We start from the raw sequence: 25,813 nt of genomic DNA on the forward strand, positions 1-25,813 counted from the left end.
CCGGCCGGCCTGAGCCCGCCGGACAGATCCTTTTACCGGGCGTCGCCGTCACGGTGAACCGATTTCCTTTGACTGATGGAGTATTTGTTCTGTGTTGACGCTGTTGCACCTGTTGTCGGCCATCGCGTTGTTGGTCTGGGGAACGCATATCGCCCGTACCGGGATCATGCGGGTTTATGGCGCACGGCTGCGGCGGGCGATAAGCGCTAGCGTCAGCCACAAACCGCTGGCATTTCTTGCCGGGTTGGGGGTGACGGCGTTGGTGCAGAGCAGTAACGCCACGGCATTGCTCACGACCTCGTTCGTCTCTCAGGGGTTGATTGCGCTGACGCCGGCGCTGGTGATTCTGCTGGGGGCGGATGTCGGAACCGCGCTGATGGTGCGCGTCATGACCTTCGATCTCTCCTGGCTTTCGCCGTTGCTGATTTTTCTGGGCGTCGTCTTATTTCTCAGCCGCAAACAGATGCCCGCCGGGCAGATAGGGCGCGCGGCGATCGGCTTCGGCCTGATTCTGCTGGCGCTGGAGTTGATTGTGCAGGCGGCGACGCCGATCACGCAGGCGGCGGGCGTCAAGGTCATGTTCTCCACGCTGACCGGCGATATTTTACTGGATGCGTTGCTGGGGGCGCTGTTCGCCATCGTCAGTTATTCCAGTCTGGCGGCGGTATTGTTGACGGCGACGCTGACCGCCAGCCATGTGATTTCACTGGAAGTGGCGCTGTGTTTGGTGATCGGCGCCAATCTGGGTAGCGGTATTCTGGCGATGATCAATACCAGCGCGCAGGGCGCAGCGGCGCGGCGCGTTGCGCTGGGCAGTATGCTGTTCAAGCTTATCGGCAGTCTGCCGGCGTTGCCTGCCATGGGGTATCTGGCTGACGGGTTGGCGATTACGGGCCTGCCGGATTCAGAACTGGTGATCTACTTCCATCTGTCCTACAACTTGATTCGATGCCTGCTGTTGTTGCCGTTTGCCGAAAGCATGTCGAAACTGTGCAGCCATTTGATCGCAATGGAACAGGAGCTCGATCTCCGGGTTCGTCCGAAGCATTTGGACAACAGCGCGCTGGAAACGCCGGCGCTGGCGCTGGCTAATGCGGCCAGGGAGACGCTGCGCATGGGGGATATCGTCGAACAGATGCTGCTGCGCTTTCAGGGCGCGCTCCACGGCAGCCATCAGCAGATGCAGGGCATCCGGCGTCTCAATGAGGATCTGGATGTGTTGTACAACGCCATCAAACTCTATCTGGCGCAAATCGACCGGGTCGGCATACCGGATCACGAATCTCAGCGCTGGGCGGAAGTTATTGAAACGGCAATGGATATGGAGCAGTCGGGCGATATCATCGAGCGCATCATCGATGACATCAACAATGATTCGCTCGGGGTACGGCGCAGTTTTTCTCTGGCGGGCATGAATGAGCTGAACGAACTGTATGCGTTGCTGGTGGAGAACCTTCGGTTGAGCATGTCGGTCTTCCTGTCCGGCGATAGCGTAGTGGCCAGGCGCTTGCGCCGTTCCAAACACCGCTTCCGCATTCTCAGCCGTCGTTATTCCCATTCCCATGTCGAACGGTTGCACCAGCAGAATGTGCAGAGTCTGGAAACCAGCTCGCTCCATCTGAGCATGCTGGGCGACATGAACCGCCTGAACTCGTTGTTTTGTTCGGTGGCGTATAGCGTGCTGATGGCGTCTGAAGACGAAGATAACGAGCGGGAAGGGTCAACGTTGTCACTGTAGGCGAGCCGGTGCGGAAATAAAAAATCCGAAGCCTGTGATGGCTTCGGATGGCGGTGTCGGACGGTTTCCGGGCGAGAAACCGGCGCGTCATTATTCGAACAGATTGCGGTGCAGCGTCTGTACTACCTGTTCGGCATCGCTGGACGGCACCAGGAAACACAGATTGTGGGTGCTGGCGCCGTAGCAGATCAGCCGGATGTTGAACGGCTCCAGTACGCCGAACACCTCTTTGCCCACGCCGCATGCCTGCGACAACTGGTTGCCGATCAGCGCTACCAGTGACAGGTTCTCTTCCACTTCCACCCGGCACAGGGACGACAGTTCCGTCAGCAGTGCGCTGGAAAGCAGGCTATCGCCGGTAGAGGTGGAGCCGGTGGTATCCAGCGTCAACGCCACGTTCACTTCCGAGGTGGTGATCAGATCCACCGAGATGTTATGGCGCGCCAGAATGCTGAATACTTCCGCCAGGAAGCCACGGGCGTGCAACATGTTCAGGCTGTGCAGCGTGAGTAGCGTTTGCTTGCGGCGTAGCGCCAGCGCGCGGAACAACGGCGGATTCTCGGTCTGGTTGCATACCAGCGTCCCGCCGGCGGCCGGATCCTTGCTGGAGCCGACGAATACCGGAATATCGCTGCGCACTGCGGGCAACAGCGTGGCCGGGTGCAGCACTTTAGCGCCGAATGTCGCCATCTCGGCGGCTTCTTCAAAGGTAATCAGATCGATGCGTTTGGCGGCGGGAACCACGCGCGGGTCGGTGGTGTAGATGCCGGGAACGTCGGTCCAGATGTCGATGCGGTTAACGCGCAACGCTTCTCCCAACAACGCGGCGGTGTAGTCGCTGCCGCCGCGTCCCAATGTGGTGGTGCGCCCTTTGGCTTCGCTGCCGATGAAACCCTGAGTGATGATCAGGTTGCCTTGCGCCAGACGCGGCTGCAACTGGCTTTGGGTGAGTTCGCCCAGCGCGTCGCAGTCTGGTTCGGCACGGCCGAAGCGGTCGTTGGTGCGCATGATTTTGCGAACATCAAACCATTCGGACGGTACGTTGCGCTCGCGCAGAATTTCCACGAACAGCAGGGTGGACATCAGTTCGCCGTGACTGACCAGTTCGTCGGTTAGCGCGTTGGAGGTGGCGAGCGCGGTGGCTTCCGACAGGCGAGCAACATTATCCAGCATGCGATCGATCTCTTCTCGAATCACGTCCGGATTCGTCAGGCGGTTGACGATGGCGTATTGGATCTGGCGGATTTTGTCCAGGTTTGCTGTTCGTTCTGCCGGCGCCAGCCCTTCAGCCAATGCCACCAGCAGATTGGTGACGCCGGCGGAGGCGGAAAGCACGACGATACGCACGTTAGGATCAGTAAGAACGATGTCGGCGCTGCGGTTCATGGCGTCGAAGTCGGCGACGCTGGTACCGCCAAATTTGGCAATAATCAGGGTATTTTCAGTGGTTGCGGGCATTTCAAAAACCTCGTGTCAGGGGCGTAATTGTCATCATCGACAACAGCGGTCCGTAAATCAGCCTTGGCACAAGGAAAGAGCGGTAAGCAGGGAGCAGACGTAGGAACACAGGCTACGATACACCCAGAAGCGCTCCACCTTGCTGAACGCTTTGAGCTTGCAAAGCGATGCTGGTGACAACCCAGGGGATTCAGCCCCTGCAGTCGACGGAATGCTCGCCGTGTCGCTCATTCCGCCTCGGCATCGCTCCCCCTGGGGTATCTTCTTACGGATTACGGTTCCTCCGATACCTTGCCTGGGCGATGCACCTCTTCTGGCTTGCGCAACGGGCGCGCAAGTAGGCTTTTACAAATAGCGGGTAACGACACGACTGTCAATCATCAATGACCGGGGCTTTGGTATTTCGCAAGAAAAGGGCTTTCAAGCCTAGTGTTACGGGATACAATCGGGACAGAACTTACGGATTTATTCTTAACCTAAAGAGTAGTGTGATGAAAAATATCAACCCGACGCAAACTGCCGCCTGGCAGGCATTGCAGCAACATTTCGCTGCCATGAAAGAGGTCACTATCAGCGATTTGTTCGCCAAGGATACCAACCGCTTCGCCCATTTTTCCGCCACGTTTGATGACCTGATGCTGGTGGATTATTCCAAAAACCGCATCACCGCAGAGACGCTGGAAAAACTGCAGGCGCTGGCGCGTGAAACCGATCTGTCCGGGGCGATCAGGTCGATGTTTTCAGGCGAAAAAATCAACCGTACCGAAGACCGCGCCGTATTGCATGTCGCGCTGCGTAACCGTAGCAATACCCCGATTGTCGTCGATGGTCAGGATGTGATGCCGGCGGTCAATGCCGTATTGCAAAAAATGAAGGCGTTCAGCGAGCGTGTCATCGGCGGCGACTGGAAGGGGTATACCGGCAAGGCGATCACCGATGTGGTGAACATCGGCATCGGCGGTTCCGATCTCGGCCCTTACATGGTGACGGAAGCGTTGCGTCCGTACAAAAATCACCTCGTCATGCACTTTGTGTCGAATGTCGACGGCACCCACATCGCCGAAACACTCAAGCGAGTCGATCCGGAAACCACGTTGTTCCTGGTGGCGTCGAAAACATTCACTACCCAGGAAACCATGACCAACGCCCACAGCGCCCGCGACTGGTTCCTGAAGGCGGCGGGTGATGAAAAGCATGTCGCCAAACATTTTGCGGCGTTGTCCACCAACGGCAAGGCGGTCAGCGAATTCGGTATTGATATCGACAATATGTTCGAGTTCTGGGACTGGGTCGGCGGTCGTTATTCCCTGTGGTCGGCGATCGGGCTGTCGATTATTTTGTCTATCGGTTTTGACCATTTCGAGCAGTTACTGAGCGGCGCGCACGCCATGGATCAGCACTTTGCCACCGTGCCGGCGGAGAAAAACCTGCCGGTGCTGTTGGCGCTGATCGGCATTTGGTACAACAATTTTTTTGGCGCGGAAACTGAAGCGATTCTGCCCTACGACCAGTACATGCATCGTTTTGCCGCCTATTTCCAGCAAGGCAATATGGAGTCCAACGGCAAGTATGTCGATCGCAACGGCCAGGCAGTGAATTACCAGACCGGCCCGATCATCTGGGGCGAGCCGGGCACCAACGGTCAACATGCGTTCTATCAGTTGATCCACCAGGGCACCAAGCTGGTGCCGTGTGACTTTATCGCGCCGGCCCTCACCCACAATGCACTTAGCGATCACCACAGTAAGCTGCTGTCCAACTTCTTCGCCCAGACTGAAGCGCTGGCGTTCGGCAAATCCCGTGCGGAAGTGGAAGCCGAGTTTGCGGCGGCGGGCAAATCCGCCAAGGATGTCGAGCATGTGGCCCCTTTCAAAGTGTTCGAGGGGAACCGCCCGACCAACTCTATCCTGCTGCGGGAAATCACGCCGTACAGCCTGGGTGCGTTGATCGCGCTGTATGAACACAAGATCTTCACCCAGGGCGCGATCCTGAACATTTTCACCTTCGATCAGTGGGGTGTGGAACTGGGCAAGCAGCTGGCTAACCGCATTCTGCCTGAACTGCAGGATGAGAGTGCCGTCAGCAGTCATGACAGCTCCACCAATGGGCTGATTAATCGTTTCAAACAGTGGCGCGCCCACTAATCGATTAAGTCTGGCTGGGATGACAGGCTCCGTTTTCGGGGCCTGTTTTTTATCGACGGCAGTGATGTGATGCATCGAATGTCGTCGATCACGGTGGTTTTTAACGGAAATGTTATGGTTCACCCGATTACCGTTAAAGTGGCGATGGTATGATGCAACGCAGCCTAAAGCGGCCGGGCCGCCAGTGTATCGGCACCGACCTGTCAATTAATGAGCATGGAGGGGTGTATGCGGATTCGAGTTCTGATGGGGTTTTCTGCCGCAATGTTGTTGGCGGGATGCAGTACCACCAATGAATTGAGCGCTGCAGGGCAAGCGGTTCGCTTTACGGATACCAAACCAGGCAGTGAGTGCCAGCTGTTGGGGTCGGTGACGGGGACGCAGTCTAACTGGCTATCCGGCAGCGGCAATGAAGGCAGCGCCATGCGCGGCGCCGCCAACGATCTGCGTAATAAGGCCGCTGCGATGGGCGGTAATGTGATTTTTGGCATCAGCTCTCCCAGCCAGACCTTCCTGTCCAGCTTCGCGCCGTTGGACAGCAAAATGCAGGGGCAGGTATTCAAGTGCCCCTGATGTCGTAAGGTTTTCCTGACCGGTTAATCCAGCGGCAGCGTCTGATGCTGCCGCATACCCAGATCCAGCGGCGTTTTGCTGGCTTCACCACCAATTTCCCTGACCAGCCGCGGCACCAGATAACCCGACACCTGGGTCATTAACGTTTTGATCAGTGCTGTCGCCTTGTCATCCGGCACCAAAAAGTGTGCGGCTCCTTGCACTTTATCCAGCACATGCAGGTAGTAGGGCATGACGCCTGCATCGAATAAAGCATGGCTCAGATTCGCCAGCTCATCGGCCGAGTCATTGACTCCGCGCAGCAGGACGCTCTGATTCAGCAGTGTGACGCCTGCCCGGCGCAGTCGGTGCAGCCCTTGCGCCAGTTCGGCATCGATTTCATTGGCATGATTGATATGGGTGACTAGCAGAATTTGCAGGCGGGATTGAGCCAGCCGCAGGCTTAACGCTTCGGTAATGCGCGCCGGAATGACAACCGGCAACCGTGAATGGATACGCAGCCGTTTCAGGTGCGTTATTTCCTCCAGCCCGGTCAATAACCCGTCCAGTTCATGGTCTTTGGCCATCAGCGGGTCGCCGCCGGAAAAAATAATTTCGTCCAGTTCCGGATGCTGGCGGATATAGTCCAGCGCCTGCCGCCAGTTGGCTTTGCTGCCCTGATTCTCCTGATAGGGGAAATGGCGGCGAAAACAGTAGCGGCAATTCACTGCGCAACCCCCTTTGACCAGCAGCAGCGCCCGATTGTGGTATTTGTGCAGCAATCCCGGCACGACGCTACGTTGTTCGTCCAGCGGATCGTTGGTGAATCCGGGCGTGAGCAGGAATTCCGCTTTTGAAGTAATTACCTGTTTTAACAGCGGATCGTCGGGATCGCCCGGCTGCATACGCGCCGCGAATGCGCGGGGGACGCGCAGGGGGAATAATTTCCGCGCTTCGTGCCCCTGAGACAGCAATGGATGGTCGCTAAGTGCCAGAAGTTGCAGTAATTCACCTGGATCGGTGATGACATCGGCGAGTTGTTGCAGCCAATCTTCTCCAGCTGCGGGTTTTCGGGTTATAATGTGTGCCATTTTTTGGCTAAGCTACCAGTATTAAGAGGACCAACATGGCGTCTTATAGTACCAACGAATTCCGTTCCGGTCTTAAAATCATGCAGGACGGGGAGCCGTGTGCGATCGTTGAAAACGAATTTGTGAAACCGGGCAAGGGACAGGCGTTCAACCGCGTCAAAATCCGCAAGCTGATTTCCGGTAAAGTGCTGGAAAAAACCTTCAAATCCGGCGACTCCGTCGAGGCGGCTGATGTGATGGACATGAACCTGACTTACCTCTACAACGACGGTGAGTTCTGGCACTTCATGAATAACGAAACCTTCGAACAGTTGGCCGCAGACGCCAAAGCCGTTGGCGATAACGCCAAGTGGCTGGTTGAGCAGGCTGAATGTGTGCTGACGCTGTGGAACGGCCAGCCGATCGCGGTGACTCCGCCGAACTTCGTTGAACTGGAAATTACCGAGACCGATCCGGGCCTGAAAGGTGATACCGCCGGTACTGGCGGTAAACCTGCAACCTTGACCACCGGCGCGGTCGTGAAGGTGCCGTTGTTCGTTCAGATCGGCGAAGTGATCAAAGTGGACACTCGCTCTGGCGAATACGTTTCCCGCGTGAAGTAATCCGCTGTGAACCGCCGCAATCGCGGCGGTTTTTTTATCTCTCCGCCTGTTTTTCCCTGCCGCTTTGAGTGGGTGACTGTCTGATGGCGTTTTTCTTCGTTGGGCGCAATAATGCCGCTTGACTCGTTAAGGAGAAGCCCTATGTCGCCATTGATTATTACCGTTTGTATGCTCAGCCTGAGTAACCTGTTCATGACCTTTGCCTGGTATGGGCATTTACGCTATTTCAGCGGGCGCACCTGGATTGTGGCGGCATTGGTCAGCTGGGGGATCGCACTGTTTGAGTATCTGCTGCAGGTGCCGGCGAACCGCATCGGCTATCAGGTGGCATCGGCGGGCCAATTGAAAATTCTGCAGGAAGTGATCAGCCTATCGGTTTTCATTCCGTTTTCCATCGTCATTTTGAAAGAACCTTTCCGAACTGATTATATCTGGGCCGGGTTGTGTCTTCTGGGGGCGGTATTTTTTATGTTTCGGGACAAGATTCTCGGCTGAAAAATAAACGGTTATACCTGTCATGCTTCACGTTGCAGGGCAACATGCCAGCCAGTTGCCCTGCAATTCGAAGTATTAAAGATAGATGGCTTTTCACAATTCACGATGTCGTCGACGCGACGACAATAGCCGTACTGTCTATCGATGGGTGGGAAAATAATAAAAATGAAATGCGATTTTAATTATTATTCGTAACGTTTTATCTGATCGACTGATTATTTTTTATCGCTATCAGGTGGTAGGAAACGAATTATTTTTCCCGTTTCGAAAACATTATGTTTTGTCGTTGTTAATCATTTATCAAATCTATTTTATCCCTTGTCGCCATGGTGTATGAATTTGCTCCTGTGGCTCGTCAAATATGTCTATTTTTCCTATCAGGATGTCGTAGACGATTATTTTTAGTGCCGAAATGTGAAGTGATAAATCGAGGGCTTTCATTCGCGCGGGGAATAAAAAGTCGCCACGGGGGAAACGGTAGGGAGCAATAATAAAAACGGCCTACATATGCAGGCCGTTGACCAGGGTTACGGTCCGTTTTACAGCGTTACGATGCTAATTAAGGTCACTACAGTCAAAATAGCGGCCAAACCGTAAAATACCCACTTCCCGGCCGGGATGTGGATTTTCAGATCGTGCATGGCGTGATGCATACGGTGCAGGCCGCACCACAGCGGCAACACGATCATCAGCAGCAGGAATGCGCGGCCGATGAAGCTGTGGCTGAATGCCGCGATGCGTTCATAGGCCAGTGCGCCGGGGAACAGGCCTAAAGGCAACAGTAAGCCGATCAGCAGGATGATCACCGGAGAGAAAATGGCGCTCCACATGCCGCCGGCGCCGAACAGCCCCCAGAATGGTGGTTCATCGGAACGTTTTGGTTTCTGATTAATCACGTTATTCCTCCCGCTCAGAACAGCAAGGCGATGGCCAGCACCGCCAGAGTGACGACGACAGTAACGGCCCACAGCCCTTTGATAATCGGTTCCGGCGCCATTTTTTCATCGTCGACGATGATAATGGATGCCTTCGGCGCCAGATCGAACCAAGTTTTGGTATGCAGCACCGCAGCCAGCAGCGCCACCAGGTTGATCAGCAGCACCAGCGGGCTTTGCAGGAACGACACAAAGTGGCTCCAGCCTTCCGGACCGCCTTTCAGTGAAGATACGCCGTACAGCAGAACGATGCTGAACCACACGGCCAAAACGGCAGTACCTTCGCGCAACATGTAGAAGCGATAGAACCCGAGCTTCTGCCACCAGGTAGGCGTCATGCCGCGGACATACGCTTTACGTTTGGTTGTCATTATTTTGCCTCCCTCCCTTATTGTGGTTTCAGCATGGCGATCATGAAGTCTTTGGCACTTTCCACTTTGCCTTGCTGAATGGCGGCGGCGGGATCAACATGCTTCGGACACACTTCGGAGCAGTAACCGACGAACGTACAGCTCCAGACGCCGTTGTCACCGTTCAGCATCGGCATACGCTCTTTCTTGCCGTGGTCGCGGCTATCCAGATTGTAACGGTGCGCCAACGTAATGGCGGCCGGGCCGATGAATTCCGGGTTCAGGCCGAACTGCGGGCAGGCGGCATAGCACAGGCCGCAGTTGATACACCCCGAGAACTGGTGGTATTTGGCCATCTGCGCCGGTGTTTGCTTGTTGGTGCCCTGTTCCGGTTTGCGATCGTTGCCGATGACGTAAGGCTTGATGGCTTCCAGACTCTCGATGAAATGAGTCATGTCTACCACCAGATCGCGTTCGATCGGGAAGTTGCCCAGCGCTTCGATTTTCATGCCGTCGGCATAGTCGCGCAGGAAGGTTTTACAGGCCAGCTTCGGCACATTGTTGACCATCATGCCGCAGGAGCCGCAGATAGCCATACGGCACGACCAGCGGTAGGAGAGGTCTGGCGCCAGGTTGTCCTTGATGTAGCCCAGCGCGTCGAGCAGTGAGGTTTCACGGCTGTATGGCACGCTATAGGTTTCGAAGTGCGGCGCGTTGTCCTGTTCCGGATTGTAGCGCATGACTTCCATTTTCAGGGTTTGCAACTCAGCCATTCGCTTGCTCCTTCTTGTTTTTCTCCTGAGCTTCAGCTTCTGCACCGTAAACACGTTCGGCTGGCGGCAGCTTGGTGATCTTCACGTCGCTGTATTCCAGACGCGGCGCGCCTTCCGGGTTGTAGTAAGCCAGGGTATGTTTCAGGAAGTTCACGTCATCGCGTTTGGTGCAGCCTTCATCCAGACGTTGGTGCGCGCCGCGCGATTCGCGACGATTGATGGCGGAATGCGCCATACATTCGGCAACGTCCAGGCTATGGCCCAGCTCGATGGTGTAGAGCAGATCGGTGTTGAACACGCTGGAGTGATCGGTAATTTTCACTCGTTTGAAGCGCTCTTTCAGCTCGGCCAGCTTGTCGACGGTTTTCTGCATCAACTCGGTGGTACGGTAGATGCCGCAGCCTTCTTCCATGGACAGACCCATTTCGTCACGGATTTTGGCCCAGCTTTCGGTACCTTCCTGCTTCATCAGCGTGTGCAGACGCTGCTCCACGTCACGGGCTTGCGCGTCGAGGGCGCTGCTGTTGGCCGGCGTGGCTTCACGGGAACGCTCTACCGCTTTCTCGCCCGCTACGCGGCCGAAGACCACCAATTCCGCCAGTGAGTTGGAGCCCAGACGGTTGGCGCCGTGCAGACCGACAGAGGAACATTCGCCGGCGGCGAACAGACCCTTGATACGGGTTTCGCACTGCTGGTCGGTTTCGATACCGCCCATGGTGTAGTGCGCGGTCGGACGGATGGGAATCGGCTCTTTCACCGGGTCTACGCCCACGTAAGCTTTCGCCAGTTCGCAGATGAACGGCAGACGCTCTTTCAGCTTTTTCTCACCCAGGTGGCGCAGGTCGAGGTACACGACATCGCCCAGCGGCGTGGAGATGGTGCGGCCGGCGCGCCATTCGTGCCAGAACGCCTGGGAGACTTTGTCGCGCGGGCCGAGTTCCATGTATTTGTTTTTCGGTTCGCCCAGCGGGGTTTCCGGCCCAAGGCCGTAATCCTGCAGATAACGGTAGCCGTCCTTGTTGACCATGATACCGCCTTCGCCGCGGCAGCCTTCAGTCATCAGGATACCGGAACCCGGCAGGCCGGTCGGATGGTACTGGACGAATTCCATATCGCGCAGCGGTATACCGTGGCGGAACGCCATACCCATACCGTCGCCGGTCACGATGCCGCCGTTGGTGTTGTAGCGGTAGACGCGGCCGGCGCCGCCGGTTGCCATCACGACGGCATTGGCGCGGATCTGAACCAGCGTGCCTTCCATCATGTTGATGGCGACAAGCCCGCGGGCATGACCGTCATCCACCAAAATATCCAGTACGAAATGTTCGTCGAAGCGCTGGATCTGCGGGTATTTGATCGAGGTCTGGAACAACGTGTGCAGCATGTGGAAGCCGGTTTTGTCCGCGGCGAACCAAGTCCGTTCGATCTTCATGCCGCCGAAGCGACGCACGTTGATCGACCCGTCCGGTTTACGGCTCCACGGGCAGCCCCATTGCTCCATCAGGGTCATCTCGTGCGGACAGTTCTGCACGAAATGCTCAACCACATCCTGCTCACACAGCCAGTCACCGCCTGCTACCGTATCGTGGAAGTGGAAATCAAAGCTGTCATGATCTTGAGCGACCGCTGCCGATCCACCTTCGGCGGCCACAGTGTGGCTACGCATCGGGTAGACTTTAGAGATCAGCGCAATTTTGAGTTGGGGATTAGCTTCAGCAGCCGCAATAGCTGCGCGTAAACCTGCTCCCCCGGCCCCGATAATGGCCAAATCGGCATTAAAGGTTTGCACTGCATTCCTCCAGTTACTTAAGTTAAATAAATTAATTAAGAAAATAATATGGGTTAAACAGTGCCCTTAATATTTTCCGTTTAATTTTCAAAGCACCAAGTCAGTTAAAAAATGTCAGAGTATCAAATACTAAGCTATTAATACTCTTTTTTTGTATGGGAATGATTATAGCGATTCATTACCGTCTGAAATTTGATGTGATCCATCATTTTGCTGTTTTTTAATAATTCATAAGAAATAATCGGCAAAACATGATGGAAAATGTGATTCAGGTAAAAATGGCACTTTTATTTCTTTAATAATAGGTTAGTTACCGATATGGGAAAATCTTCAACTGGATATACCCGAAATAATTCAGGTGACGGGAAGAGGATAAGTGAATGAATCCCGATATGCTGACTTCAGCCAGTGACTCGGGTGAGCAAACGCCGCTCACACACCGCCAACTTGACGTATGTCGAGGATAATTGTGGGTATGCCGTATGCTGAGCGCGTGTTTATTATGCCTTGACGCTTAGCGAATGTTTCGTTGTAAAACCTGCCGCTAACGCCGTGATTCGATGCCCGTCAGCATGGCCCTCTAATTATGTGCCCGTTAATCACCGGTACTGTCGTAGCGCTGTCTCATTCGTCGACACGGTGGATTGTCTGGCCCCTATGATGCGGGTAGACTGCACCTCCGTTTGATTAGGAGTAAACCATCATGAGCGAAACGGTAAGCTGGCAGCCCAGCGCTCCGATTGCCAATCTGTTGAAGCGTGCGTCCATCATGAAAGAAATCCGCCGCTTCTTCTCTGATCGCGGGATGCTGGAGGTGGAAACGCCTGCCCTAAGTCAAGCGACGGTCACGGACATTCACCTGTTTCCTTTCCAGACCCGTTTTGTCGGCCCCGGTGCAGCGGATGGCATCGAGCTCTACATGATGACCAGCCCCGAATACCACATGAAGCGCCTGCTGGCGGCGGGCAGCGGCCCCATCTATCAGCTGTGTCGCAGCTTTCGCAATGAAGAGTCCGGCCGTTTCCATAATCCGGAATTCACTATGCTGGAGTGGTATCGCCCTCATTACGATATGTACCGCCTGATGAACGAGGTGGACGATCTGCTGCAGCAGGTGCTGGAGTGCGACAGCGCCGAGATGCTTTCCTATCAGCAGGCGTTTCAGCGCCATCTGGCGGTTGACCCGTTGTCCGCCGACAAAGCGCAACTGCGCGACGTGGCGGAAAAGCTGGGCGTCGGCGATGTCGCCAGTCAGGAGGAAGATCGCGATACGTTGCTGCAACTGCTGTTCACCGTGGGGATAGAGCCTCACATCGGGCGTGACAAGCCGGCATTCGTTTACCACTTCCCGGCGACGCAGGCCGCGCTGGCCGAAATCAGCACCGAAGATCACCGTGTGGCGGAGCGCTTCGAGGCCTACTTCAAAGGGATCGAACTGGCGAACGGTTTTTGCGAACTGACCGACAGCCACGAACAGCGTCAGCGGTTTGAACAGGATAATCGTAAGCGTGCAGCGCGTGGCCTGCCGGTACAACCGATCGACGAACACCTGCTCTCGGCGTTGAGCGCCGGGATCCCGCCCTGTTCCGGCGTGGCGCTGGGGGTGGATCGTCTGATTATGCTGGCGCTGAATGCCGAGTCCATCGGCGATGTTATCGCGTTTACCGTAGAACGCGCCTGACGTCGCTTTTCCTTTATGATGTTCCCGACGTTTTTGTCCGGCGCGGCACGGGCGTTCGCGGCGTCCTGCCGCTCACCCGGCGAAGTCGCCCGCCTCAGCACAGTTTTTGACGCCGGAGAAAACCATCAGCCGTTATAATCCGCCGGCGGTGCGGGTTGACGTGGCGGCATTGCGCCCGACGATTTGCACCGAATCCATCTGTACCTGGAACGGCGGGAACGGCATCACCAGGTTGTGCTGGCGATAACTTTCCAGAATCAACTGGTGCAATTCGTGGCGCAGCGGCATGCGGTGGCCCATTTCTGCGGCGAAGATACGCAATTCGAAAATCTGGATGCCCTGGCGCAGATCCACCAGAAAGACCTCCGGCGGCGGGTTGTCCAGCACCAGCGAGCAGCGTTGCACCGCGTTTAACAGCAGCGCGGTAACGTCCTGCGTATTGGCGTCGGCGGGAGCGGGGATAGTCAGAACGACGCGAGTCACCGAGTCGGACAGCGACCAGTTGATGAATTGTTCAGTGATGAACGCTTTATTGGGGACGATGATCTCTTTGCGATCCCAGTCGGAAATCGTCGTGGCGCGGGTATTGATACGCATCACGCTGCCGGTCAGGTCGCGGATGGTGACGGTATCGCCGATACGAATCGGCTTTTCGAACAGGATGATCAGGCCGGAGATAAAGTTGGCGAAGATCTCCTGCAGCCCGAACCCCAACCCCACACCCAGCGCGGCGACCAGCCACTGTAACTTCGACCATTCGATGCCTATCATGGAGAATCCCATCAGGCCGCCCACCAGAATCAGCAGGTATTTGCTGACGGTGATAATGGCGTAACCGGTGCCGGGCGACAGCTCGATATGCTGCAAAACCGCCAACTCCAGCAACGCGGGCAGGTTGCGCACCAACTGGGCGGTGATGATGAAAATCAGCGTGGCGATCAGCAACGCGCCGAGAGTAATCGGCTGGATACTGTCGACGCCTTTCACCGAACTGGTGACATTCCACAGGCTGATGTTTTCCATAAAGGCGAAGGCGGAATGGATTTCCGACCACAACACGATCACCGAGACCAGGGCCATCAGCGTCAGAATCGAACGTACCAGTTTCAGCGATCTGGCGCTGATGGCGTCCAGATCGACGACCGGTTCCTCAATATTGTCGACGCCGGATTCATAGGCTGTTTGATCTTCTTCGCCGCGGGCGCGCGCCGCCAGAATTTCCGCCCGCCGCTGTCTGGCGCGATCGAAAGCGATGCGGCGGCGCTGAATCAGCATCCAACGTCGGATGATGTGATACACCACCAGCAGGAAGAACCAGATGGCAACCGAGGTTTCCAGCCGAGCCAGCAGCGCTTGCGAGGTGGTCAGATAGCCAAGGCAGGCGGCCAGCGCAGCGAAAAGAGGAATACAAATCAATAAGTTCCACATCGCCCGGTTGATGGGATTCTCGCCGGAGCCTTCTTTATCCAGATAAAGCGGGATCCCGGCGCGTTTCAGCCCGGTAGTGACCAGACTCAGCGCCATGCACAGCAGGACAAAGCACAGTCGCCCCAGCGAGCCGGAGAACTCCCGATCATTGAGGTTATCGAAGGTAATCAGCGCCATGATCAGCGGAACGATAAAGCCGATGGAGAGGCGGTAGTAGCGCATGGCGCGCGCCACCTGTCGCGGCGGCCAGCCGAAATGCACGATGAACAAACCCTGCCGGTGAGCGAAGGACGCGCTGATCATCACGACCCACATCAGGGGGACGGTGGCGGTCACACTGTCGCCGATGGCGACGGCCACCGGATAAGGCCAGGCGTTTTGCAGGCCATATCCCAACGCCGCCCAGAGCACCGGCAACGGAATCGCCACCATGACTGACCAGAACACGGTGCGCAGCGTCAGCATGAAGTAATCCAACGTCACTTTGCCGACCCGGCTACTGGCCCGCTCCAGAAATGCATGGTAGTGGCGGCGGGAACTGATGCTGAGCCCGACCAGCAGCAATGCGCCCAGCAACGGCAACAGCGAGCCGCTACTGGTAAACATCATGAGGAGCGCGCCGCTCAGTTGCGTCAGCGTATCCAGCGACAACAGCCGGGAGAGGTCGTGCAACAGTTCGAGCGGGTAGGCGAAACCGACGGGATCCACATCCGCGACCCAGAACAGATAGCGGTGGGCGGCGTCGCGAATTTCGTTAAGCGCGTCCTCCAGCTGGTTGCTGGCGACTTTCAGCTTGGTCAGCTCCAGAATCTGCGTATCGCAACCGGACATCAGCGAGGTCAGCAGATCGCGCTGGGTGCGCCGCTGATCGTTGAATATTTTCTGCTGTGCGGCGGAGAGCGCTGCGTTGCCGTCTGCGGAGGCTGGTGCGTCCTGGCTCTGCCGGTTCAGCAGATCCTCATAATGCAGACGCTGGGCCCGTAGCTGAGCCATTTCACCGTCCAGCCGTTGGGATTTGGGCATCTCCGGTAGCCGCGCCACCTGTGCGCGCAGCGTTTCCCCCAGTGCCGGAGAGGCGCCCAACCACTGCGCCTGTTCACGCAGGGTGCCGAGCGCCTGACGCACTTGCAGCGTTTGCGCCGTGGTCTGCCGTTGCTGGGCGGCGATCTGGTCGATGCGCTGCGCCTGCTGGTTGAGCGCCACGGAGAGTTCGCGGTTGAGCTGCAACTGGCGGGAAATGGCTTCCGGCAACTCGCCCTCCTGTTCCGCCAGCAGTTCGGTGCGCTCCAGCGCCTGCTCGGCTTCTTTCTGACGTAGGGTATTCAGCGTGCTGCGCAGCGCCTGCAATTGGTTATCCAGCCGGTCGCGGCGTTTTTTGTAAAGGTCGGCCCGCAGGCGCGAGAGTTCCTGCCGATTACTGGCGGAGAGTTGTTCCAGCTCCAGTTCGTTGACCCGGCTTTTACGCAGCGACAGTTCCGTTTGCAACGCGGCGGCCTGCGCTTGCCCCAGCGCGGTGGTCGGCGAGCCCAGCGCCTGCACGCGGCGTTCCACATCGCTCAGGGCGCGGTTGGCTTCCGTTTGTTGTTGCGGTAATTGGGTCAACGAATCGCTGATTTCCCGCAGCCGATCTTGCTCCTGCTGGAGTTGACGGCTTTGTTCCAGCAACTGGCTGCCGAACTGGACAATCAGTTGTTCCAGTTCATTGACGGATTGGGTTTTGGGCAATGACGGCGGTTTATTTTCCTCCGCCATCAATTGCTGGCGCAGATCCTGCATTAGCCGGGGAAAATCGTCGATGATGCGCTGGTATTGATCGGCGCGTTGGCGGGTTTCCCGGCGTTCATCCAGCAACCGCAGCGCGGACTGCAGTTCCCGGACGATATCTGCCTGGCCGGGGGCGTCTTTATTGGCTTGCGCCTGTTGAAGCTCCTGCTGCAACTGCGCCTCGCCGGGCTCGGAGGCCGCCAGCGACGTGGTTGATAACAGGCATCCCAACAGGAAAATCAGGATCAGACGCACGGCTGGCCTCCTCGTGAGGGCGATGACGGGGTCAGGGGGTATGTTGGCGGTAGTCGCTGCCGTTGATGGGAGACGAATCAGCCGGTGTTAACGCTTCAGCCAGCGCTTCGCCCATACGGGTGACGCTTTGGCTGGCAAGACCGGGCATCAGCTGCACGTGGCCCGGCGAAAAGAGATTGATCACCGTGGAGCCCAGCCGGAAACGACCCATCTCGTCGCCTTTTTCCAGCACGACGGCGTCTTCGCCTTCCGGTGGGTAAGCCCAGCGCTTGATGATGCCTTCGCGCGGCGGCGTAACGACCCCGGCCCAGACGGTTTCGATACTGCCGACGATGGTCGCGCCCACCAGAATCTGCACCATCGGCCCAAACGGCGTATCAAACAGACAGATAACCCGTTCATTACGGGCAAACAGATTGGGAACGTTTTCCGCCGTGAGCGGATTGACGGAAAACAGATCGCCCGGCACATAAATCATGTCGCGCAGTACGCCGTCGCACGGCATATGCACGCGGTGGTAATCGCGCGGCGAAAGATAGGTGGTGACGAACAGACCGTCGCGGAACAAATCGGCGATGATGTAGTTACCGGCCAGTAGCGCTTCCAGTGAGTAGTCGTGCTGTTTGGCCTGCAGGATACGGTCATCGTCGATGACGCCCAGTTGGGAAATCATACCGTCGGCTGGCATCACCAGGTGTTGCGGCAGTGGATCCACCGGACGAATGCCCGGCTTCAGCGGGCGGACGAAAAATTCGTTAAAGGTGCGGTAGGCGGCGGTATCCGGCTGCTGCGCCTCCTGCATATTGACCTTATAACAGCGGACGAACAGGTCGATCACCAGTTTGGTCAATCTGCCCGCCTGCTTGTCGGCGGCCCAGCCTGCCAAGCGGGTTAACCCGACTTTGGGAAGCGCATGGTGTAGCGCTATCTTGATACTGTCCAGCACAGTCAACCTCGTTATAGTCAGTGTTCGCGGTGGAAAGGGGCGCATTGTAGCGGTGGATACAACAAATGTCAGTTATCCGAACCGGAAAAGGATTTGCGCGTTTTTACCTGCGTCATGCTTTCAAGAATGCGATGGTAATTATCAAAACGTTCCGGCGCTATCTCCCCACGCTCCAGCGCTTCGCGGATGGCGCAACCAGGGTCGGTATCGTGTTTGCAGTCGCGGAATTTGCAACTGCCGAGGTAGTCGCGAAACTCGATGAAACCGCGCGTCACCTGTTCCGGCTCCAGATGCCACAGCCCGAATTCCCGCACGCCGGGGGAGTCGATCATATCGCCGCCATGCGGGAAGTGATACAGCCGGGCGGCGGTGGTGGTGTGCTGACCCAGCCCGGAGCCGTCGGAAACATCGTTAATCTGAATGCGCGTTTCGCCGGGGTAGAGCAGGGCGTTGAGCAGACTGGATTTACCGACGCCGGACTGGCCGGCAAAAATGCTGATACGGTGGGTGAGGGCGGCCTCCAGCTCGGCGATGCCGGATTGGGTTTTACTGGACACCATCAGCACCCGGTAATTGAGCCGGCGGTAGATATCCATCACCTCTTCCACGAATTCGCGCGCCTCTTCGTCCAGCAGATCGATCTTGTTCAATACGATCAGCGGTTCGATCTCCAGCGTTTCACATGCCACCAGATAACGATCGATAATATTGAGGGACAATTCCGGCAGGATGGCGGAGACGATCACGATCTGATCGATATTGGCGGCGATGGGCTTAAGCCCGTCGTAGTAGTCCGGGCGGGTCAGCACCGATTGGCGCGGATGCACCGCTTCGACGATGCCGCTGATGCCGGAAAGCGTTTCGTTGCCTGCGCGCCAGACGACGCGATCGCCAGTCACCAGCGAGTTGATGGTGCGGCGAATGTTGCAGCGGTGCAGGGCGCCGTCCGGCGCTTCGATGTCGGCATGCATGCCAAAACGGCTGATAATGACGCCTTCCTGCGGCTCGCCCAACTGGTTGTCATCCCATTCGACACTGTGGTCGGCATGTTTCAGACGACGCTGGTGGTTGGCGCTTACCCGGCGCTGCTGGCCCTTTGACAGTTTCTTTTTACTCACGCGGTTTCTCTCGGTTCATCGCTTATCGCCCGTGACAATTGAAGCGATTATAATACACACTATTTCATTTTAATTAACCGCCACCGGACGCGCATAGCCCGGCAGCGGCTTGACTCCACAGGAAAGGCGACGATGGTAAACGAAAACAACCTGATCTGGATCGATCTGGAAATGACGGGGCTGGATCCCGAACGCGACCGCATTATTGAAATCGCCACGCTGGTAACGGACGCCAATCTGAATGTCCTGGCGGAAGGCCCGACGTTGGCGGTGCACCAATCCGACAGCCAACTGGCGCTGATGGATGACTGGAACGTGCGTACTCACACCGCCAGCGGGTTGGTGGATCGCGTCAAGGCCAGTACGTTTGACGACCGCGCCGCCGAACTGGCGACCTTGCGCTTTCTGGAACAGTGGGTGCCGGCGGGCAAATCGCCGATCTGCGGCAACAGCATCGGCCAGGATCGCCGTTTTCTGTTCCGTTATATGCCGGAACTGGAAGCCTACTTCCACTACCGTTATCTGGATGTCAGTACGCTGAAAGAACTGGCCCGCCGCTGGAAGCCGGAGATGCTGGCCGGTTTCAAAAAGCGCAACACCCATCAGGCGATGGACGACATCCGCGAGTCCGTCGCGGAACTGGCGTATTACCGCGAGCACTTCATTCAACTGTAATCACGACATCGCTCCCGCCAAGCGCACCGCGGGAGAACGTTCAAAAAACGGCCGCTCGGCGGCCGATATGGATAAAATCTCGGCGCTTTGCCGGTTTTGTCGGCACTTGAACGAGGATTTATGTTTGAGGGCTTGCGGCACAAAACTTTTCTCGTATAATGCGCAACCCGTACCGGCAGTGAAATTCAGGTACGGCACCTCAATGCGGGAATAGCTCAGTTGGTAGAGCACGACCTTGCCAAGGTCGGGGTCGCGAGTTCGAGTCTCGTTTCCCGCTCCAAATTCAGTTGTGCAGATGAATGTCTGCATGATGCAGAAAACCACCGGAAGGTGGTTTTTTTGTTTTTGTCCTCTTCACTCTCTGTGTTTCGCTATTCCTGTTTTGCTGTCATGCGCGGATTTTCTGCCGGGCAGGTTGGTCGTTTTTCCCCGGCTGATTGCTATACTCCAGAAATAACAACCACTAATGAACATAATGCGCTGGTTTTCCCATGGTACATCCGGCGGAACCGACGATTTCACTGGCAGGGAGTAGTAAGCATGACGTCTTTTAACTATCCACGAGCCCGGCGTGTCGCGGGCGGGCTGGTGTGTGTGCTGGCGCTGGCGTGCGGCGCTCAGGTTCGGGCGGATGACCCGCTGCTGGCTGTTCCCACCTCCCAGACACCGAGCCCGGCGCCCGCCGACAACCCGACGCGCGGCATTCTGGTCGCCATAGATCAGGCGACGTTATCCAGTGATTTGGCGGGGCGCATCGTTGAAATGCCGTTCAGAGAAGGGGAGTCGTTTAAAAAAGGCGATCTGCTGGTGCGCTTCGATTGCGCTATCTATCAGGCGCAGCTGGCGGCCTCACAGGCAGCCGCGCGGGCGGCGGAGGCAGAGTTGAGCCAGAACCAGCAGTTGGCGCAGATGAAATCGGTCGGGCGACATGCGGTGGCGTTGTCTGCCGCCCGTTTTGCACAGGCGCAGGCGGAGAGCCAGGTCTATCAGATTCAGGTTAATCGTTGCCGCATACCGGCGCCGTTCGACGGGCAGGTGGTGAAACGGCGCGCTCAAGAGCATGAAAGCGTCGGTCTCGGCATGCCGGTGCTGGATATCGTCAATAACCGTCGTCTGGAGATCAATCTGCTGGTTCCTTCCCGTGGGTTGTCCGTGCTTAAACCAGGGCTGGCTTTCACGTTTACGCCGGATGAAACCGGTAAACCACTACGCGCCCGCGTCGCCCGGTTGGGGGCCAGAATTGATGAAAGTAGCCAAACGCTAAATCTGATCGGCATCATCGAAACCCAGGACAGCAGCCTGATGGCCGGTATGAGCGGCACAGCGCATTTTCCGGAGTCACTTTGAGTACAACGCCACCTGTTTCCACCGAACGTGTTTTCGCCCGGTTTCTGGATCTCGAGCATCAGGCCCGTTCAGCGAAAACGGTTGAAGAACTGGCCTATTGCATCGTCAACGATAGCCAGACACTGTTTGGTTTCCGCCATGCGGCGCTGGTGATTAACGGCCGGGTACGGGCCGTGACCGGCGTGACGCAGCCCGCGCCCAACGCCCCTTTTGTCGCCTTTGTTGAACGTGCCTGCGCGCAACTGCCGCAGGATGGGCGATGCGCGCAGGTTATTGCCGCGTCGTTGGATCAGCAAACCCGCAACGACTGGCAAACGCTGTCGGCGCCGGAAGCGTTATGGGCGCCGTTGAATGATCGTCATGGGCGCCCTTTCGGCGGCATCTGGTATGCCAGAGAGCAACCCTGGCAGAACGCCGAACAACTGCTGGCGGAGCGGCTCTCTCACGCCTTCGCTCACGCCTGGCTGGCGCTGGAGCCTCTCTCTTCCTGGCGGCGCGCGCGTTGGCGCTGGAAGTTTGCCATCCCTTGTCTGTTGATCGCGGCGTGTTTGTTGATTCCTGTACGCCAGTCGGTGCTGGCGCCGGCAGAAGTGATTCCGTTTAACGGGCGCGTGGTCGCTGCGCCGTTGGATGGCGTTATTCAGTCTTTTGCCGTTCAGCCTAACCAGAGCGTGCGTAAAGGCGACCCGTTGGTACGTTTCGACGACACCACACTGAAAGCGCAGGCGGATGTCGCCGAACGGGCGCTGAATGTGGCGGAAGCGGAATACCGCGCCAGCTCGCAACGTGCGTTTCAGGATGCCGATTCTAAAGCGCGGTTGGATTTCCTCGCCGCGCAGGTGGCGCAAAAGCGCGCCGAACGCGATTACGCCAACGCCTTGCTGGGGCGCGCCGAGATTCGCGCCGAACGTGACGGCATCGCGGTATTTGCCGATGCTGAACGTTGGAGCGGTAAACCGGTGAGAACCGGCGAACGCCTGATGGATTTAGCGGACCCGACGCAGGTGGCGTTGCGTATCGAGCTGGATGTCGGCGACGCTATTCGTCTGGCGCCGGATGCGCCGATTACTCTGTTTCTCGACAGTGATCCGGTCACGCCGCATGATGCGCGGCTGGATCGCATCGCCTATGAGTCCGAGCCCACTCCGGCAGGTAATCTGGCTTATCGGCTGGATGCCCGTTTCACCGGCGAGCCGCCGCGCATCGGGTTGCGGGGGACGGCGAAAGTCTCCGGCGAATATGTGCCGCTGGCGGTCTATTTGTTCCGCCGTCCGCTGGCGGTATTGCGCCAGTCGGTGGGGATATGAGTGAATTCCTGCCGGCGCTGCGGGCCGATCTGCAACTGGTGGCGTCGGCCGCAGGGCTGGATGGCGCGCCCCAATGGGTATTGTCCGACCCGGCGACCGGGCGTTACTTCACGCTGACGCCTTCGGCGATTCGCCTGTTGCGGCACTGGTCGTTGCGGGAGCTTCAGTCGGTACTGGCGGCCGCCAATACCGAGCCGGGCCTGCTGTTGCAGCGTAGCGATCTGGAACAATTGCTGCGCTTCCTGCGTAATCACGATCTGATCGCCGCCAGCGATCCGGTTCAACGGCAAGCGTATGCCATCAAAGCGGGGGCGATGCGGACTAGCCTGTGGAAGTCCCTGCTGCACCAATATCTGTTTTTTCGTATTCCGTTGTGGCGCCCTGACCCGTGGCTGAGCCGCTGCTGGCCTGGGTTACAGCGTTATGGCCGGCCTTTTTTGCGCGTCGGGTTGCCGCTGATTCTACTGCTGGGCGGGTTTCTGGTGAGCCGGGATTGGGTGCGTTATACCCATGCGTTCCCCCATTTGTTCAGCCTGCAAGGCATGGCGACTTTTGGCGTCGCGTTGTTCTGCGCCAAGTTTGTGCACGAACTGGGGCACGCTTTTATGGCCAAACGCGCGGGGTGCCGGGTTCAAAACATGGGGGTGGCGTTTATCGTGCTGTTTCCGTTGTTCTATACCGACGTGAGCGATGCCTGGAAACTGAAGGATCATCGCGCCCGGTTGCTGATCAGCGCCGGCGGCATTCTGGCGGAACTGCTGCTGGCCGGTATCGCGCTGCTGGTATGGGCGTTATTGCCTGACGGCCCGGTGCGCAGCGCCGTTTTTATGCTCTCCAGTGCGACCTGGATAACGACGCTGGTCGTCAATCTTAATCCCTTGATGAGGTTCGACGGTTATTTCCTGCTGAGCGATTTCTGGCGGGTGGAAAACCTGCAGGAACGCGCTTATGCCTTGTGTCGCTGGCGGTTGCGCGAAGCGTTGTTCGGTTACGGCCGGCCGGCGCCGCAAACCTGGTCGCCCGCTATGCAGCGCAAGTTGCTGATCTGGGGTTACGCCTCGTGGGTGTGGCGCTTTTTCCTGTTCACCGGTATCGCGCTGGTGGTGTATCACTTTTTCATCAAGCTGGTCGGCATTGGCCTGATGCTGGTTGAAATCGGCTGGTTTGTGGCGCTGCCGATCGTTAAGGAGATGTCGGTATGGTGGTCTATGCGTAATGCGGCACACCCCGCCAACCTGCTGAGGTCTGTCCTGGCAGGGGCGCTGATCCTGATATTCCTGCTGTTTCCATGGCGCGGCAGCATTCGCATTCCGGCAGTGCTGGAGGCGGAAAATGTCAGCGTGCTGTATGCGCCTATTCCGGCACAGGTTAAGGCGCTGCATGTGGTTGATGGTCAGAGCGTGAAAGCGGGCGATGTGCTGCTGGAGCTGACCTCTGCGGATGTGGATTATCGCATTGCGATTGAGCGCCTACAGATCGCTGTGTTGCAACAGCGGTTGCAGCGAGGGGCGGCACGTCAGGAAACCGCCAGTGAAACCCAGGTGATTGACCGGCAACTGGCGGAATCGCTGGCGCGCTATCGAGGGTTGGTGGCGCAACAACAACGGTTGTCGATCGTCGCGCCGCAGGCCGGGCTGGTGAGGGATGTGACACGGGATATGACGGCAGGCCGCTGGCTGACGGCGGATATGCCGTTGTTGCGGGTGGTCGACGCGGGCGCAGGGCGAGTGCAGGGATATTTGCCGGAGGATGCGCTGAAACGAGCCCAGACGGGCGCGCAAGGCACGTTTATCGCCGATGAACCGGCGTATCCTCGCCTGACGGTGCGACTGAACGATATCGCGCCCACCGGCGTTGCTTACCTGCAACGGGAAATGCTGGCGTCCGATCGTCATGGCCCTATCGCTGTGCGCCGCGACCGGGATCACAACCCTCTGCCGGTTCAGGCGCAGTACAGCATACGTTTTCGGGTGGAGGATGATCGGCTGCTGCCGCCACAACCTTTGCGGGGCAGCGTCATTCTGGAAGGGGATAAGGAATCTATTCTTGGTGCAGTGTGGCGTCGGGTGGCGGCGCTGGGCATTCGGGAAAGTGGGTTTTGATGGGAACGCATCGACATGAATAAATGCATGTGTTGCATAAATTTTAATCATCTGTTTCTCACGATAATATCAAGAAATATTTTTTAATAAACGCAGCAAATTTCCCTCGCTGGACTATGTTTTGACTATGTTTCAATGCGTTTCCGCTCTACCTCGTTTTATCTCATGACAGCCTGATATGCCCCATCCCCTGGGGCCACACAGCATAATGACAATTATCTGATGCTCTTCATCATGCGGTGAAGCGGTATCGGTCTAAGGAGAGAAATTATGAAGCGTGTCCAGCGTGTGTTCGTCAAATCCGCGATTGCCGTCGTATTGAGCGGCGGCGTATTTCTGCCGCAAGCGGTGGCGGGGTGTTCTGCCGACAGCCCATATATCGGCGGCATTTGTTATATGGCCGGTACTTATTGCCCGGCAGATGATTATTTGCCCGCAGATGGTCGAACACTGAACATATCCGATTATCAGGTGCTTTATGCGGTGATTGGCACCCTTTATGGGGGTAATGCGTCCACCAATTTTATGTTGCCCGATTTGCGGGGAAGGACGGCGATAGGCGCAGGTCCGCTTAATGGTTCCTCCCCGACGTATAACCCTATTCCGGGTCAGAAGATTGGGCAGGAAGTCTCAAACGTTGTCGGCACTGGCTCGGTGACACTCACCGCCTCACAGGTTCCGCCGCATACTCACCCCGCGACCTTAACGCTGAACGGCGTCTCGGGTACGACGCCGGTCGCCAGCGGCGCTGTTTCCCTGACATCGCTGTCCGGCAGTATCACCAACCTGCCTTTCAGTGCGGTAGCCAGCCTGGGTGTCACGGGTATCGCCAAAATCGGTTCGTCCACCACCACCGGCAGAAGCGTGAGCCTCACGGATAAAGCCCTGTTGACCTCCGTCGGCGGGCCTTCCGCCCAGATCTACGCGCCTTCCGGCACTAACGATCGGCAAGTGGGGCCGGACGGCAGCGTCACCGGCACCGCGAGTGGTACCGTCAGCGGTACCGCGAACGGCGGCCAGTTGTCAGGAACGGTGTCGGGTAATGTCAGCCTGCCGGTAGTGGGTGCGGTCACGGTGGGGGCGAATGCGACGGTTCCTGCTCCGGTAACGGTGCCGGTAGCGGTATCGGTACCGGTGCGCGATCCGTCGTTAGTGATGACGGCCTGTATTGCTGTGCGGGGTATTTATCCGACCCGTCCTTGAGGCGGTTGTGAGTACAAGGGCGGCGAGGGGAACGTTGTCGCCCAACAGGCCAATACCTGG

The 25,813-nt window shown here is 57.4% G+C and carries 21 protein-coding genes, 1 tRNA gene and 1 riboswitch; of the genes, 12 read left to right on the plus strand and 10 right to left on the minus strand.

Translation table 11 applies throughout. The annotated features are described in order from the left end of the window. Positions 1-91: 91 nt before the first annotated feature. Complete coding sequence (locus DPA2511_RS02365) at positions 92-1,738, plus strand: Na/Pi cotransporter family protein (RefSeq protein WP_012764091.1); 1,647 nt, start codon at positions 92-94, stop codon at positions 1,736-1,738. 90 nt (positions 1,739-1,828) lie between these two features. Here DPA2511_RS02365 and lysC read toward each other — a convergent pair whose 3' ends face one another. Next, positions 1,829-3,196 (minus strand): lysine-sensitive aspartokinase 3, encoded by a 1,368-nt coding sequence (gene lysC / locus DPA2511_RS02370; protein WP_012764092.1) that lies wholly within the window; start codon positions 3,194-3,196, stop codon positions 1,829-1,831. A 119-nt stretch (positions 3,197-3,315) separates the two neighbouring features. Next, positions 3,316-3,517: riboswitch (Lysine riboswitch) on the minus strand. A gap of 170 nt (positions 3,518-3,687) precedes the next feature. Here lysC and pgi point away from each other — a divergent pair. Together pgi and DPA2511_RS02380 are read left to right on the plus strand one after the other, a co-directional pair. Next, positions 3,688-5,340, plus strand: a complete 1,653-nt coding sequence (gene pgi, locus DPA2511_RS02375; RefSeq protein WP_012764093.1) for a glucose-6-phosphate isomerase — start codon at positions 3,688-3,690, stop codon at positions 5,338-5,340. Between the two features lie 228 nt (positions 5,341-5,568). Further along, complete coding sequence (locus DPA2511_RS02380) at positions 5,569-5,913, plus strand: DUF4156 domain-containing protein (RefSeq protein WP_012764094.1); 345 nt, start codon at positions 5,569-5,571, stop codon at positions 5,911-5,913. Between the two features lie 23 nt (positions 5,914-5,936). Here DPA2511_RS02380 and epmB read toward each other — a convergent pair whose 3' ends face one another. Next, positions 5,937-6,983, minus strand: coding sequence for an EF-P beta-lysylation protein EpmB (epmB, locus tag DPA2511_RS02385; RefSeq protein ID WP_012764095.1), 1,047 nt, complete (start codon positions 6,981-6,983; stop codon positions 5,937-5,939). 35 nt (positions 6,984-7,018) lie between these two features. On the opposite strand from epmB, the gene efp reads away from it, so the two are divergent. After that, positions 7,019-7,585 (plus strand): elongation factor P, encoded by a 567-nt coding sequence (gene efp / locus DPA2511_RS02390; protein ID WP_012764096.1) that lies wholly within the window; start codon positions 7,019-7,021, stop codon positions 7,583-7,585. A gap of 141 nt (positions 7,586-7,726) precedes the next feature. Continuing rightward, on the plus strand, positions 7,727-8,080 hold the full coding sequence (locus tag DPA2511_RS02395; RefSeq protein WP_012764097.1) for a DMT family protein: 354 nt from the start codon (positions 7,727-7,729) through the stop codon (positions 8,078-8,080). Between the two features lie 539 nt (positions 8,081-8,619). Here DPA2511_RS02395 and frdD read toward each other — a convergent pair. Genes frdD through frdA form a run of 4 tightly spaced genes read right to left on the minus strand, consistent with a single transcriptional unit; the run spans position 8,620 to position 11,927 of the window. Further along, complete coding sequence (gene frdD, locus DPA2511_RS02400) at positions 8,620-8,976, minus strand: fumarate reductase subunit FrdD (protein WP_012764098.1); 357 nt, start codon at positions 8,974-8,976, stop codon at positions 8,620-8,622. A 14-nt stretch (positions 8,977-8,990) separates the two neighbouring features. After that, entirely contained in the window at positions 8,991-9,386 is a 396-nt protein-coding gene (frdC, locus tag DPA2511_RS02405; RefSeq protein WP_012764099.1) for a fumarate reductase subunit FrdC, read from the minus strand. A 17-nt stretch (positions 9,387-9,403) separates the two neighbouring features. Then, entirely contained in the window at positions 9,404-10,138 is a 735-nt protein-coding gene (locus DPA2511_RS02410; protein WP_012764100.1) for a succinate dehydrogenase/fumarate reductase iron-sulfur subunit, read from the minus strand. Then, on the minus strand, positions 10,131-11,927 hold the full coding sequence (gene frdA / locus DPA2511_RS02415; RefSeq protein ID WP_012764101.1) for a fumarate reductase (quinol) flavoprotein subunit: 1,797 nt from the start codon (positions 11,925-11,927) through the stop codon (positions 10,131-10,133). Before frdA ends, DPA2511_RS02410 begins: the two co-directional genes overlap by 8 nt. Before the next feature lie 703 nt (positions 11,928-12,630). Here frdA and epmA point away from each other — a divergent pair. Beyond that, positions 12,631-13,608 carry an elongation factor P--(R)-beta-lysine ligase gene (epmA, locus tag DPA2511_RS02420; RefSeq protein WP_012764102.1) on the plus strand — a complete coding sequence of 326 codons (978 nt, stop codon included), beginning with the start codon at positions 12,631-12,633 and terminating at the stop codon, positions 13,606-13,608. Between the two features lie 132 nt (positions 13,609-13,740). Here the strand turns inward: epmA and mscM are convergent, their stop codons facing one another. The 3 genes from mscM to rsgA all read right to left on the minus strand — a co-directional run bounded on the left by mscM (position 13,741) and on the right by rsgA (position 19,119). Then, positions 13,741-17,055: a miniconductance mechanosensitive channel MscM gene (mscM, locus tag DPA2511_RS02425; protein ID WP_012764103.1), complete on the minus strand. Its 3,315-nt coding sequence runs from the start codon at positions 17,053-17,055 to the stop codon at positions 13,741-13,743. A 31-nt stretch (positions 17,056-17,086) separates the two neighbouring features. Then, positions 17,087-18,001: an archaetidylserine decarboxylase gene (asd, locus tag DPA2511_RS02430; RefSeq protein ID WP_012764104.1), complete on the minus strand. Its 915-nt coding sequence runs from the start codon at positions 17,999-18,001 to the stop codon at positions 17,087-17,089. Positions 18,002-18,069: 68 nt separating this feature from the next. Further along, complete coding sequence (rsgA, locus tag DPA2511_RS02435; RefSeq protein WP_012764105.1) at positions 18,070-19,119, minus strand: small ribosomal subunit biogenesis GTPase RsgA; 1,050 nt, start codon at positions 19,117-19,119, stop codon at positions 18,070-18,072. 132 nt (positions 19,120-19,251) lie between these two features. On the opposite strand from rsgA, the gene orn reads away from it, so the two are divergent. Next, positions 19,252-19,794 carry an oligoribonuclease gene (gene orn, locus DPA2511_RS02440; protein ID WP_012764106.1) on the plus strand — a complete coding sequence of 181 codons (543 nt, stop codon included), beginning with the start codon at positions 19,252-19,254 and terminating at the stop codon, positions 19,792-19,794. On the opposite strand, the gene DPA2511_RS22560 is transcribed toward orn, so the two are convergent. After that, on the minus strand, positions 19,795-20,025 hold the full coding sequence (locus tag DPA2511_RS22560; protein WP_023638117.1) for a hypothetical protein: 231 nt from the start codon (positions 20,023-20,025) through the stop codon (positions 19,795-19,797). On the opposite strand from DPA2511_RS22560, the gene DPA2511_RS02450 reads away from it, so the two are divergent. From DPA2511_RS02450 to DPA2511_RS02470, 5 genes are all read left to right on the plus strand, one after another. Continuing rightward, positions 19,999-20,074: transfer RNA gene (locus DPA2511_RS02450), tRNA-Gly, on the plus strand. The genes DPA2511_RS22560 and DPA2511_RS02450 overlap by 27 nt on opposite strands. Before the next feature lie 260 nt (positions 20,075-20,334). Next, the gene (locus DPA2511_RS02455; protein WP_012764107.1) at positions 20,335-21,141 is read left to right on the plus strand and encodes an efflux RND transporter periplasmic adaptor subunit; all 807 of its coding nucleotides are present in this window, start codon (positions 20,335-20,337) and stop codon (positions 21,139-21,141) included. Then, positions 21,138-22,448 carry an efflux RND transporter periplasmic adaptor subunit gene (locus DPA2511_RS02460; RefSeq protein ID WP_012764108.1) on the plus strand — a complete coding sequence of 437 codons (1,311 nt, stop codon included), beginning with the start codon at positions 21,138-21,140 and terminating at the stop codon, positions 22,446-22,448. The genes DPA2511_RS02455 and DPA2511_RS02460 overlap by 4 nt, the downstream gene beginning before the upstream one ends. Beyond that, a complete protein-coding gene (locus DPA2511_RS02465) occupies positions 22,445-24,550 on the plus strand; it encodes an HlyD family efflux transporter periplasmic adaptor subunit (RefSeq protein ID WP_012764109.1) in 2,106 nt (701 codons plus the stop codon). The genes DPA2511_RS02460 and DPA2511_RS02465 overlap by 4 nt, the downstream gene beginning before the upstream one ends. A 270-nt stretch (positions 24,551-24,820) precedes the next feature. After that, positions 24,821-25,753: a phage tail protein gene (locus DPA2511_RS02470; protein WP_012764110.1), complete on the plus strand. Its 933-nt coding sequence runs from the start codon at positions 24,821-24,823 to the stop codon at positions 25,751-25,753. Positions 25,754-25,813: the final 60 nt, after the last annotated feature.

Source organism: Musicola paradisiaca NCPPB 2511 (assembly GCF_000400505.1).
Lineage (GTDB): Bacteria > Pseudomonadota > Gammaproteobacteria > Enterobacterales > Enterobacteriaceae > Musicola > Musicola paradisiaca.